The sequence below is a fragment of the Streptomyces sp. NPDC047841 genome (assembly GCF_040704085.1).
GTDB lineage: Bacteria > Actinomycetota > Actinomycetes > Streptomycetales > Streptomycetaceae > Streptomyces > Streptomyces argyrophylli.
The window spans coordinates 58,502-71,204 of record NZ_JBEYRP010000016.1 but is presented as its reverse complement, the minus strand read 5'-3'; the positions used below and the strand labels follow the sequence as shown (position 1 = coordinate 71,204).

The 12,703-nt window shown below is 71.7% G+C and carries 10 protein-coding genes; all 10 read right to left on the bottom strand.

Annotated elements, in window-relative coordinates:
- Positions 1 to 16: 16 nt before the first annotated feature.
- A complete protein-coding gene (locus AB0947_RS26870) occupies positions 17 to 943 on the bottom strand; it encodes a glutaminase (RefSeq protein WP_366753047.1) in 927 nt (308 codons plus the stop codon).
- 147 nt (positions 944 to 1,090) lie between these two features.
- A complete protein-coding gene (gene aspA / locus AB0947_RS26865; protein ID WP_366752886.1) occupies positions 1,091 to 2,503 on the bottom strand; it encodes an aspartate ammonia-lyase in 1,413 nt (470 codons plus the stop codon).
- Positions 2,504 to 2,618: 115 nt separating this feature from the next.
- Positions 2,619 to 3,635 carry an asparaginase gene (locus AB0947_RS26860; protein ID WP_366752885.1) on the bottom strand — a complete coding sequence of 339 codons (1,017 nt, stop codon included), beginning with the start codon at positions 3,633 to 3,635 and terminating at the stop codon, positions 2,619 to 2,621.
- Positions 3,636 to 3,676: 41 nt separating this feature from the next.
- Positions 3,677 to 5,116, bottom strand: a complete 1,440-nt coding sequence (locus AB0947_RS26855) for an amino acid permease (protein WP_366752884.1) — start codon at positions 5,114 to 5,116, stop codon at positions 3,677 to 3,679.
- The gene (locus AB0947_RS26850) at positions 5,113 to 5,844 is read right to left on the bottom strand and encodes a FadR/GntR family transcriptional regulator (RefSeq protein WP_078611689.1); all 732 of its coding nucleotides are present in this window, start codon (positions 5,842 to 5,844) and stop codon (positions 5,113 to 5,115) included. The genes AB0947_RS26855 and AB0947_RS26850 overlap by 4 nt, the downstream gene beginning before the upstream one ends.
- Before the next feature lie 141 nt (positions 5,845 to 5,985).
- Positions 5,986 to 6,822 carry an undecaprenyl-diphosphate phosphatase gene (locus tag AB0947_RS26845; RefSeq protein ID WP_366752883.1) on the bottom strand — a complete coding sequence of 279 codons (837 nt, stop codon included), beginning with the start codon at positions 6,820 to 6,822 and terminating at the stop codon, positions 5,986 to 5,988.
- Positions 6,823 to 7,381: 559 nt separating this feature from the next.
- The gene (locus AB0947_RS26840) at positions 7,382 to 8,341 is read right to left on the bottom strand and encodes an SMP-30/gluconolactonase/LRE family protein (RefSeq protein WP_366752882.1); all 960 of its coding nucleotides are present in this window, start codon (positions 8,339 to 8,341) and stop codon (positions 7,382 to 7,384) included.
- A 54-nt stretch (positions 8,342 to 8,395) separates the two neighbouring features.
- On the bottom strand, positions 8,396 to 8,683 hold the full coding sequence (locus AB0947_RS26835; RefSeq protein WP_366752881.1) for a helix-turn-helix domain-containing protein: 288 nt from the start codon (positions 8,681 to 8,683) through the stop codon (positions 8,396 to 8,398).
- Positions 8,684 to 8,870: 187 nt separating this feature from the next.
- A complete protein-coding gene (locus tag AB0947_RS26830; protein WP_366752880.1) occupies positions 8,871 to 10,433 on the bottom strand; it encodes a glycosyl hydrolase 53 family protein in 1,563 nt (520 codons plus the stop codon).
- Positions 10,434 to 10,539: 106 nt separating this feature from the next.
- Complete coding sequence (locus AB0947_RS26825; RefSeq protein ID WP_366752879.1) at positions 10,540 to 12,561, bottom strand: beta-galactosidase; 2,022 nt, start codon at positions 12,559 to 12,561, stop codon at positions 10,540 to 10,542.
- Positions 12,562 to 12,703 lie beyond the last annotated feature (142 nt).

Genomic DNA, 12,703 nt, shown 5'->3' with positions numbered 1-12,703 from the left:
CCGGGGGTGACGCGCCTCAGAACACCGACAGCCCGGTCAGGGTCGTGAAACGGTCCAGGGCGGCCACACCGGCCACCGAGTTGCCGCGTTCGTCCAGGCCCGGGCTCCACACGCAGAGCGTGCACCGGCCCGGTACGACGGCGATGATGCCGCCGCCGACCCCGCTCTTGCCGGGCAGGCCGACGCGGTAGGCGAAGTCGCCGGCCGCGTCGTACGTGCCGCAGGTCAGCATGACCGCGTTGACCTGCTTGGCCTGGCTGCGGCTGAGCAGCCGGCTGCCGTCGGCGCGGATGCCGTGCCGGGCGAGGAAGCCGGTGGCGAGGGCCAGGTCGGCGCAGGAGGCGGCGATGGAGCACTGCCGGAAGTACTGGTCGAGCAGGACCGGCACCTCGTTGTCGACGTTGCCGTAGGACGCCATGAAGTGGGCGAGGGCGGCGTTGCGGTCACCGTGGGCGGTCTCGGAGGCGGCGACCTCCTCGTCGAAGCCGAGCTCGGGGTTGCCGCTCTCGGCGCGCAGGAAGGACAGCAGCTCGCCGGCCGCGTCCCCGGTGCGGGTGTGCAGGCGGTCGGTGACGACGAGCGCGCCCGCGTTGATGAAGGGGTTGCGCGGAATGCCGTTCTCGTACTCCAGCTGGACCAGGGAGTTGAACGGGTTGCCGGAGGGCTCGCGGCCCACGTGCTCCCAGAGTTCGTCGCCCTCGCGGGCCAGGTCCAGGGCGAGCGTGAAGACCTTGGTGATCGACTGCGTGGAGAACGGCTGCCGCCACTCCCCCACCCCGTACACCGTGCCGTCCAGTTCGGCGACGGCCATGCCGAACCGGCGCGGGTCGCGGGCGGCCAGGGCCGGGATGTAGTCGGCGGACCGGCCGCGCCCGGGAGTGCGATCGATCTCCGCCATGATGCGATCGAGGACCGGCTGGAACTGCGAGGACATGATCGTCATCATGCCGCACCCCTGGCGCCGGGGCGCTCCGGGGCGCCGGCGCCCTGCTTCCCGGCGGTGCCGGACCCCGACGGGGATGCTGCGACGGCACCCGCGGGCAGGACCGGCCGGGGGGACCGGGCCTGCCGGCACGCGGGTGCCGTCGGGTCAGAGCGCCGGCGTGGTCCCGCTGCCCGCGAGCACCTCCGGCCGGAGGAGTCCCGTGAGCTGTTCGGCGGGCAGCAGGCCCTTCTCCAGGACCAGTTCGGCCACGCCACGGCCCGTCGCGAGGGCCTCCTTGGCGATGTCGGTGGCGGCGGTGTAGCCGATGTGCGGGTTGAGCGCGGTGACCAGGCCGATGGAGTTCTCCACGGTGGCGCGCAGCCGCTCGGTGTTGGCGGTGATGCCGGACACACAGCGCTCGGCCAGTGTCAGGCAGGCCGTCCGCAGGTGCGTGACGGACTCCGACAGGGAGTGCAGGATGATCGGCTCGAACGCGTTGAGCTGGAGCTGCCCCGCCTCCGCGGCCATGGTGATGGCGACGTCGTTGCCGATCACCTCGAAGGCGACCTGGTTGACCACTTCGGGGATGACCGGGTTGACCTTGCCCGGCATGATCGACGAACCGGCCTGTACCGGCGGCAGGTTGATCTCACCGAGACCCGCGCGCGGACCGGAGGACAGCAGCCGCAGGTCGTTGCAGCTCTTGGAGAGCTTGACCGCGATGCGCTTGAGGACGCCGGACATCTGCACGAAGGCACCGCAGTCCTGCGTGGCCTCCACCAGGTTGGCCGCCGTCACCAGGGGCAGGCCGGTGATGGCGGACAGGTGCCGGCGGGCCGCCTCGGCGTAGCCGGCGGGAGCGTTGAGGCCGGTGCCGATGGCCGTGGCACCGAGGTTGATCTCGTGGATCAGCTCGACGGCCTCGGCGAGACGGCTGCGGTCCTCCTCGATCATGACGGCGAACGCGGAGAACTCCTGACCGAGCGTCATCGGTACCGCGTCCTGCAACTGGGTACGGCCCATCTTGAGCACGTCGCGGAACTCGACGGCCTTGCGGGCGAACGCGTCCTGGAGTACGGACATCGCCTTGAGCAGTCCGCGTACGGCGAAGATCGTCGCCACCTTGACGGCCGTCGGGTAGACGTCATTGGTGGACTGGCCGAGGTTGACGTCCTCGTTGGGGTGCAGATGCGTGTACTCGCCCTTGGCGTGGCCGAGCAGTTCCAGCGCGCGGTTCGCCACGACCTCGTTGGCGTTCATGTTCGTGGACGTGCCGGCTCCGCCCTGGATGACGTCCACGACGAACTGGTCGTGCAGCTCGCCGGCCCGGATCGCCCGGCAGGCGGCGACGATCGCGGCCGCCTTCCGGGGCGCCAGCAGCCCGAGTTCCTCGTTGGCGAGGGCGGCGGCCTCCTTCACCGCGGCCAGGGCGTCGATCAGGTGCGGGTAGGCGGAGATCGGCGTGCCGGTGATGGGGAAGTTCTCCGTCGCGCGCAGGGTGTGGACACCCCAGTAGGCGTCGGCGGGCACATCGCGGTCCCCGAGCAGATCGTGTTCGCTGCGGGTGGCGGCGGTCATGAGGGTACGGTCCTCTTCCTGAGGTACGGGGGTGGAGCCCCCCCGGGGAGGGGCGCGGGGAACTGCGCGGTCGACCACAGCGGACCCGCGGATCCACGACGGCCGGTCAGCGGAGCTACGCGCAGGCGGTGAGCGGAGCCGGGTCCAGCGCGGGCACGGCCCGCACACATCCCACCGGCTCCCCGCCCCCGAGCAGCGGCTCCCCGGCGAACTCGGTGAGCAGGGCGGGGTCGACGCCCGCGCGGGCGAGCGCCGCCGCGGCGACCGGGATCCGCGCCCGGTTCGCCCCGTCGGCGATCTTCACCGCGACGGCCCGGCCGTCCGGCAGCGCGGCGGCCTGCACGCCCTCGAAGCCGTCCTTGGCCAGCAGCCCCGGCACGGCCCGCATCAGCGCGGCCACGTCACGCCCCGAGCCGGAGGCCATCTCCGCGTGCTCGCGCATCGCGTCGGCGACCCGGGCCTCGGGCGTGCCGGGCGCGGCGGAGGTGATCCGGGCGAGGGCGCGGGCGAGTCCGTGCAGGGAGATGGCGAACAGCGGCGCGCCGCAGCCGTCGACGGTGACCCGGGCGACGCGCTGGCCGGTCAGCTCCTCGACGGTCGCGGCGACGGCCTGCTGGAGCGGGTGCTCCGGGGCGAGGTAGTCGTCCAGGGACCAGCCGTTGAGCTTGGCGGTCCACAGCATGGCGGCGTGCTTGCCGGAGCAGTTCTGGGCGAGCCGGGAGGGCAGCCGGCCCTCGCGGACCCAGGCGTCCCGGACGACCGGGTCGAACGGCATGTCGGGCACGTTGCGCAGGTCGTCCTCGCCGAGTCCGGCGAGTTCCAGGATGCGCCGGGTGCCGGCGAGGTGGCGTTCCTCGCCGGAGTGGCTCGCGGCGGCCAGCGACAGCAGTTCGCCGTCGAGCGGCAGCCCGGCGCGCACCATGGCCACGGCCTGGACGGGCTTGAGGGCGGAGCGCGGGTAGAAGGCCGCCTCGGTGTCACCGAGCTGGAGGCGCACCTGGCCGTCGGTGCCGAGGACGACGACGGAGCCGTAGTGGACGCCTTCGACGACCCCGCCGCGGACGAGGTGGGCGACGGGGGTGTGGAGGGGTTCGCGGACGGCGGGGGCGTCGGTGGGGGAACTGTTGTGCATCACTGCCTGGGTCTCGGGGTCGGGGCCGGCCGGTACGCGGGTCACGCGTCGGCGCCGGTGGATGTGCGGGTCATGCGGGCGCGGACGGCGTACCAGCCCGCGACCAGTGCGGCGACGATCAGCGGCAGACAGAGCACGGTGGTGCGTCCGGCGCCGCCGTCGGCGTACATGAGGACCAGGACGGCGGCGAGGAACGCCAGCGTCACGAGTTCGGTCCAGGGGGAGCCCGGCAGACGGTACGACGGCCGGGTCAGCTCGCCGTCGCGGGACTTCCGCCAGAACAGCAGGTGGCAGAGCATGATCATGCCCCAGGTGGCGAGGATGCCGATCGCCGCGAAGTTGAGGACGATCTCGAACGCGTCGGAGGGCACGACGTAGTTAAGGCCCACGCCGAGGACACAGATGCCGCTGGTGAGCAGGATCCCGCCGTACGGCACCTGGCTGCGGCTCATCCGGCCGGTGAACCGCGGGGCCGAGCCGCTCATCGCCATGGAGCGCAGGATGCGGCCGGTGGAGTACAGGCCGGAGTTCAGCGACGACATGGCGGCGGTCAGGACGACCAGGTTCATCACACCGCCGGCCGCCGGGACGCCGATGTGGGACAGGACCGTGACGAAGGGGCTCTGCCCGGCGGAGTACTTGTTCCAGGGGAGCAGCATCGAGAGCAGGACGACCGAGCCGACGTAGAACAGGCCCACGCGCCACATGATCGAGTTGATCGCCTTGGGCATGATCTTCTCGGGGTTCTCGGTCTCGCCGGCGGCGACGCCGACCAGCTCGACGGAGGCGTAGGCGAAGACGACGCCCTGGATGATCAGCAGCATCGGCAGCAGGCCGTTGGGGAAGACGCCGCCGTTGTCGGTGATCAGGGACGGGCCGGGGTGCCGGCCGTCGACCGGGTGCTGGGTGACCAGCAGGAAGATGCCGATGCACATGAACACGACGAGCGCGCCGACCTTGACGATGGCGAACCAGAACTCCAGCTCGCCGAAGATCTTGACCGAGATCAGATTGACGGTCAGCACGACCGCGAGGGCGATCAATGCGATCAACCATTGCGGGATGTCCGAGAACATGCCCCAGTAGTGGGTGTAGGTCGCGACCGCCGTGATGTCGGCGATACCGGTGGTCGCCCAGTTGAGGAAGTACATCCAGCCCGCGGTGTACGCGCCCTTCTCGCCCATGAACTCCCGGGCGTACGACACGAAGGCACCGGAGGAGGGGCGGTACAGGACGAGTTCGCCCAGGGCCCGCACGACCAGGAAGGCGAAGACGCCGCAGACGGCGTACGCGATGAAGAGGGAGGGCCCGGCGTCGGCGAGCCGGCCGCCCGCGCCGAGGAAGAGGCCGGTGCCTATGGCGCCGCCGATGGCGATCATGTTGACGTGCCGGTGCTTCAGACCTTTGCTGTAGCCGGCGTCTCCGGCGTCGACATGGCCGGACGAGGGGCGCGTCTCGTCTTCGAGGTGCTGCTCGCTCACGCCTCGGGTCCGCCTTCCGTAGGGGGGTCCGTCCGCTGGGGACGCACGATGTCGGTGAGGGTCGTCTCGACGCGGTCCAGGTGGTGGCTCATGGCCTCCACGGCGTCGTGCTCGGAACCGTCCGTCAGCGCCTCGACGATCGCCCGGTGCTCGCGGTTGGACTGCTCGCGGCGCCCGCCCAGTTCGTTGAGGAAGGCCGACTGGCGCGCCAGTGCGTCGCGGATCTCCTCGATGACCCGGCGGAAGACCGGGTTCTGGGCGGCCTCGGCCACGGCGAGGTGGAAGAGGGTGTCCATCGCGACCCAGGCGGTGGTGTCCGTCTCCCGCTCCATGCGGTCGAGCAGGTGGGCCAGGTGGTCGAGGTTCTCCGGGGTGCGGCGCAGGGCCGCGTACCCGGCGACCGGGATCTCGATGTGGCGGCGCACCTCGAGCAGGTCGCTGGCGGCGTAGTCGCCGAAGGTGGGGTCCTCCACCGTGTTCGCGACGACGAAGGTGCCCTTGCCGGTCCGGGACACGGTGAGGCCCATGGTCTGCAGCGCGCGCAGCGCCTCGCGCAGCACGGGCCGGGACACCTCCAGCGTGCGGCACAGCTCGGCCTCGGAGGGGAGCTTGTCGCCGATGGCGTACCGGCCGCGCTCGATGGCGTCGCGGAGGTGGGCGAGCACCGCTTCCATGGCGCTGACGCGCCGCGGGGCCGGACCACCTGTCTGGCTGTCTGACAGGTTCACGGGAGCGATCCTGCGGGTTGCGCGCGCGGGCTGTCAAGACGTCACGTAAGGAAACATTCACGGGGTGCGGCGCCTGTATGCAGGCATCCGCACCCCGTAGGTGATCAGCGGTGTTCTTCCGGATTCTTCCGGCCGCCCGGCTCAGCCGCTGAGCGCGCCGGTGGCCAGCAGGCCGAGGAGACCGACGCCGACGACGATCCGGTAGATCACGAAGGCGTTGAAGGAGTGCTTGGCGACGAACTTGAGCAGCCAGGCGATGGAGGCGTAGGCGACCACGAACGAGACGATCGTGCCGACGGCCAGCGGAGCGGCGCCGACCCCCGCGCCGAGGGCGTCCTTCAGCTCGTACAGGCCCGCGCCGGTCAGGGCCGGGATGCCGAGGAAGAAGGAGAGCCGGGTGGCGGCGACGCGGTCCAGGTCCAGGATGAGCGCGGTGGACATGGTGGCGCCGGAGCGGGAGAAGCCGGGGAAGAGCAGAGCCAGGATCTGCGAGCAGCCGACCCACATCGCGTCCTTGAAGGACGTGTCGTCCTCACCGCGCTTGTGCCGGCCCATCTGGTCGGCGGCCCACATCACGCCAGAGCCGACGATCAGCGACCCGGCGACCACCCACAGCGAGGCGAGCGGGCCGTCGATCAGCGGCTTCGCGGCCAGGCCCACCACCACGATCGGGACGGTCGCGGCGATGACCCACCAGGCGAACTTGTAGTCGTGGTGGTAGCGCTCCTCGCGGTTGGCCAGACCGCGGAACCAGGCGGTGACGATCCGCTTGATGTCCTTGAAGAAGTACACGAGCACGGCGGCGATGGCGCCGACCTGGATGACGGCGGAGAAGCCGACGACGGACTTGTCGTCGACGGGGATGTTCATGAGCCCCTCGGTGATCTTCAGGTGGCCGGTGGAGGACACGGGAAGGAACTCGGTCACCCCCTCGACTACTCCGAGGACGACGGCCTGACCGACGGAGATGGCGCTCATGGGATCCAGTTCTGAGGAGAGTTGGTCGACATTGCTGTAGACAGTACTTGCTGTGCCCGGCCGTACGGCAAGCGCCCGGGCTCCGGACCCGCCGGCACGCTTGCCGCGACGTCCAGGGCAGCGTAGAGGCCCGGGCCGGCCCCGGTCAGCCGCGGCGTCTCGCGGGGGAAGGCCGGGCGACGAGGGCGCCCCGCCGGAAGACCGGGTCGTGACGGGCCCGCACGGCGTGGCCGGAGAGAGGGCGCGGGGGTGCGCCGATGAGGGCCCCGGTGCGGACGAGCAGCCGGTTCACAACGACTTCTTACCTCTACTGTCCGTTTTGTCCGGCGTGTTGTCCGGCGCGGCGCCCGGGGCGGGCGGGCGTGGACCGGGCGGTCGCGGATGCGGAGCGGGCCGCGCGCCGACCGCCACGACGGGCCTGCGCCACGCGCCGGGGACCGCCGCCGTCGCCTGGACCGGACGCCGTGGATCTCGGTCTCCGGGAGGGCCATGCCGGTACGTCTCCTGTCCGGCCCCCGCCTCGACGGTCGATCCAGGCCGGGACCAGGGTACCGGCGCCTCAGCGCGCGGCGGGCCGGGCGCAGACCGCCATGCCGGACTCCCACAGGCTGCCGAGCACCAGGTGGTCTCCGACGGCGCACACGCTGGTGACCATGCGGAATCCGGAGCGCCGGCGGGTCAGGCGGTGCACGGTCCGGCCCCGGTCGTCGACGGCGACGACGCCGACGGTCCCGCTCGGGCGGTACGGCGCGTGGACGGCGGCCCGTGCGGCGGCGCGGCGGACGGCCGGCGGGGCGCGGTGCAACAGGTCCAGCGGGGGGACACGGGGGCTGGCCAGGGCGATCCAGAGCGGACCGTCGGGTCCCTCGCGCCAGAGGTTGTCCGGCATCCCGGGAAGCTCGGCGAAGGGTTCGGCGTGTCCGGCGCGGGGGCCGGTGAGCCGGCAGCGGGTGAGCCGGCAGGAGCCGGTCTCGGCGATCACCAGGAAGGAGCCGTCCGCGCTGAGGGTGAGCCCGTTGGCGAACTGGAGTCCGTCCAGCAGGACTTCGGGTTCCCGGTCGCCGGGGGCGAGCCGGAGCAGACGGCCGGTGCCGGTGTGTTCGACGATGTCGCCGATCCACCGGCCCAGCGGGTGGCGGCGGCTGGAGACGGTGAAGTACACGGTGCCGTCGGGCGCGGCGACGGCGTTGCTGCAGAACCTTAGGCGCTCCCCCGCCACCGCGTCCGCGAGGACGCGGACGGTGCCGTCGTGCGGGCCGACGCGCAGCAGGCCGCGTTCGGCGTCGCACACCACGAGGTCGCCGTCCGGCAGGAGTTCGAGCCCGAGGGGACGTCCGCCGGTCTCGGCCAGCACCTCGGTGCGGGCCTCCAGCGGGTCGCCGGGGTGGTGGACGCGCAGGATGCGCCCGTCCTCCACCCCGGTCAGCACCCGCCCGTGCGGATCGGCGACGACGTCCTCGGGACCGCGGGCGCGCAGGGAGAGGTAGTGGAGCGGTACGAGTGCCGTCGATCGGTCCATGTGCGGTCCCTTCCGTCCGTGCCCCTGCCGGCAGCCGCCCCGTGACCGTCCTCGTCACCAGCCCTTTTCGAACATCCGGGCCACCTCGGCGATGCGGATCTCGTCACGCCGGTAGTAGGTGCGGCCGCGGATCCGGCGGGTGCGCAGGACACCGAGGCGGGTGAGGAACTCGAGGTGGGCGAGCGCGGTCCGGCGGGGCACGCCCAGCTTGGCGGCGACGGCCCGCGCGGTGACGCCGGTCTCGGCGGGATCGCGGCGGCGCGGGGCCGGGAAGTGGGCCGGCGGGTCCTTGAGCCACTCCAGGATGGTCTGCCGCATCCGGCCCGAGGGAGTCCCCGTCATCCGTCCGCCCTCCCGTCCCCGGCCTCCTCGTACGCAGTCTTCCCACTGTGGCGCGGGCGACGCGGGCCCGTGCGGGACTCGGCGGCCGTTGTCCGGCACCGAACGGCCGTACGACCGGGGAGGGTTCCGCCGCCCCGGAACGGCGGGGGCCCGGCCCCGCGCGCGGCCGGGCCCGTTCACGGACGGCTCAGCGGTGGCCGAACCACGTCATGGAGGACAGCGCCTTGTCGTCGTAGCCGAACAGGGCCTGGTTCTCCCAGCCGTTGCCGGAGGCGGCGTCCGCCGGGTCCCAGCCGTTGCCGGTGACGGCGGTCCAGGTCGCCTCCCAGTAGAAGACGCCCAGACCGCGGCCGTTCGGGACGGCCTCCACGATGCTCGCCACGTCGTTCATCCACTTGGTCTGGCCGGCCACGGTCGCCGGGTAGCCGGGGACCAGTTCGCCGGTGGTGTCGATCTGGTTGGTGAGCGCGTCGTCGCTGTCCAGCCGGAAGGGGTAGGCCGTCTCGGCGACGAACACCGGCTTGCCGTAGCGGGCGGCCGCGTCGTCCAGCGTGCTCTGGAAGTCCGACAGCGGGCCGTGCCAGTAGCCGTAGTACGACAGGCCGATCGCGTCGAACCTGACGCCGTTCGCGACCGCGTTGTCGAACCACCACTCGGTGCCGGCCTTGTCCCCGCCCTTGGCCAGGTGCAGCGCGACCGTCGTGGACGGGTTGACCGCCTTGACGGCGTCATAGCCGGAGTTGATCAACCCGGCGAGCCGGCTCCAGTTGTCCGTGGATCCCTCGGACCACAGCATGCCGCCGTTGATCTCATTGCCCACCTGGACCATGTCGGCGGCGGTGCCCTGGGCCTTCAAGGCGTTGAGCACGTCGTACGTGTGCTGGTACACGTCCGTCTTGAGCCGGCTGTACGTATGGCCGGCCCAGGCGGCCGGCTTGTTCTGCTGGCCGGGGTCCGCCCAGCTGTCCGAGTAGTGGAAGTCGACCAGCAGCCTCATGCCCTGCGCCTTGACGCGCTTGGCCGTCGCGAGGACGTGCGCCGTGTCGTTGAAGCCGTCGGCCGGGTTCACCCAGACCTTCAGACGCGCGTAGTTCATGCCGGACGACCTGAGGATGGAGAGCGCGTCCCCGGTCGCCCCGGAACTCGTCCGGTAGACGCCGCCCTTGGCCTCGCTCTTGGCGAGGGAGGAGATGTCGGCACCATGGATGGACGTCCCCGTGGCGCCGGCTGTGAAGGTGAGATCGTCAACGTTGATCCAGTTGCCGGCGTTCGCGTCACTGTTGACGCTGACGGTGCACTGGTTGTTGGTCACCTTGACCGACGTGACGATCCGTATCCACCCACTGGACGATGTCGGCAGATCGGTGCGCTGTTCCGCACTGCCGCAGTTCTTGAGCGACATGTACGCGGCCTTCTGCCCGCCACTGGACCGGACCCACGCCGTCAACGTGTAGGTCCCGTTGGCCAGTCCGGACAGGTACTGGTAGGTCTCCACCTTGTAGGCGGACGACGCGTAATGGCTGAGGCGGTAACTGCCGCCGTGGCCGCCGGACTCGGTGTACGAGGCGCCGGTGTCGCCGTACTCGGACCAGCCGGCGGGCGTGGCCGTGCCCGTGCCGTCGGATTCGAAGCCGCCGTTGGCAAGGGTGCTCGCGGCCTGCGCGCTCTGGGCGGGCAGGGCGGTGAGGGCGAGTCCGGCCGCGAGCGGCGGCAGCAGGGCCCTGATGGTGCGTCTGGGATGGAACTTCATCGTCCGTCGTCCCTTCGACGTAACGGGGAGGGTGTCCTCCGGCGGGGCCGGAGGAGACCCCTCCGCCCACGGCTCTCGTGGCACACGCGGGCGGAGGGGAGCCGGCTCAGCCGTCGAGTCGTACGACCCGGACGGCCCCCGCCGGGACCGCGAGGCGGCCCGCGGCGCGTTCGCCCGTCAACAGTTCTCTCCCGGGCGTGTCCAGCGGCACCTTGGTGTCGCCGGCGGTGTGGTTGATGACGAAGAGGTAGGTGCCCGAGTCGCCGCGGCGGCGCACGACCTCCACGTCCCGGGGCAGGCCGGCGCGCGGGGCGAGACCGGCGTCGTCGGCCGCCCAGCCGATGAGCGCGTCCAGGCCCTGGGCGTCGAGGCGGGTGGAGACGTACCAGGCGGTGCCCCGGCCCAGCCGGTGCCGGGTGACGGCGGGACGGCCCGCGGTGAGCCCGTCGGCGTAGGTCCACACGGTCTCGGCGCCGCGCGGGACCACGAACTCCGTCCACACCTCCCCGGTCAGCTCGGAGCCGTCCGGGCCGGTCAGGCGGACCCGCTCGTCCTGGAGCAGCGGCGAGAACTCCTCCACGGTGAGCCCGAGGACCTCGCGCAGCGCGCCCGGGTAGGCGCCCTCGTGGACGGCGTCGTGCTGGTCGACGATGCCGGAGAAGTACGACACCACGAGCGTGCCGCCGTTCTCGACGTACGCGCGGACGTTGTTGCCGGCGGCCCGCGTCATCAGGTACAGCGCCGGCACGACGACCAGGGGGTACCGCGACAGGTCGGCTTCGGGGTGGGCGAAGTCGACGGTGAGGTGGCGGTCGTAGAGCGCCTCGTAGAAGGAGTCGGCGCGCTCGCGCGGGTCGTGGTCCTCGCTGGGGCGCCAGGCGAGGTTCTGCGCCCACCAGGACTGCCAGTCCCACAGCATGGCCGCGTCGGCCTCGGTCCGGGTGCCCCGGATCTCGCCCAACGCGCCGATGGACGAGCCCAGTTCGACCACCTCGCGCCAGACACGGGTGTCGGTGCCGCCGTGCGGCAGCATCGCCGAGTGGAACTTCTCGGCGCCGCGCCGGGACTGGCGCCACTGGAAGAACATCGCGCCCTCGGAGCCGCGCGCCACGTGCGCGAGGGAGTTGCGGGCCATCTGGCCCGGTGCCTTGGCGGGGTTGCGGGGCTGCCAGTTGACGCCCGAGGTGGAGTGCTCCAGCAGCAGCCAGGGCGCGCCGCCGGCGACGGAACGGGTGAGGTCGGCGGCCATCGCGAGGTTGACGTGGGTGCGGCGGCCGTCGGTGATCAGGTAGTGGTCGTTGGTGACGAGGTCGACCTCGCGGCCCCACGCCCAGTAGTCCATGGAGTCGCACTGGCTGAGCGCGGTCATGAAGTTGGTGGTGACCGGCACGCCCGGCGAGAGGCCGTGCAGGATGTCCCGCTCGGCGCGGAAGTTCTCCCGGATGGTGGCGTCGGCGAAGCGCTTGTAGTCGAGGGCCTGGCCCGGGTTGCCGACGGTCGGGGTGGCCCGGGGCGGGTTGATCTGCGCGAGGTCGGTGTAGCGCTGGCCCCAGAAGGCCGTTCCCCACGCCTCGTTGACGGCGTCGACACTGCCGTAGGTGTCCGCCAGCCAGTGGCGGAACCGGTCCGCGCAGGACTCGCAGTAGCAGGCCGAGACGGGGACGCCGTACTCGTTGTGGACGTGCCACATCGCGAGCGCCGGGTGGTCGCCGTAGCGCTCGGCGAGCCGGGTGGTGATGTTCGCGGCGGCGGCACGGTAGTCGGCGTTGCTGTGGCAGATCGCGCCGCGCGAACCGAATTCGTAGCGCGTGCCCTCGGCGGTGACCGGCAGGGCCTCGGGGTGGGCCCGGTAGAACCAGGCGGGGGGTGCCACGGTGGGCGTGCCCAGGTCGACGCGGATGCCGTTCCCGTGCAGGAGGCCGATGACCCGGTCGAGCCAGCCGAAGTCGTACTCCCCCGGTGCCGGCTCCAGCAGCGCCCAGGAGAAGATCCCGACGCTCACCATCGTGACGCCGGCCTCGCGCATCAGCCGGACGTCCTCCTGCCAGACCGATTCCGGCCACTGCTCGGGGTTGTAGTCCCCGCCGAAGGCGAGCCTGGTGAGGCCCCTGGGGCTGGTGTCCGGCATGGATCTCTCCCGGGAAATCGATCAATTGGGAACGTGCACACACATCATCGGCAGTGCGAGCCCAACATAACCGCACAGCAACAACCATTGACAAGTGTCCGGGATGTTTCTCTACTGTGAACGCTCACAGAAGCATGGCAGG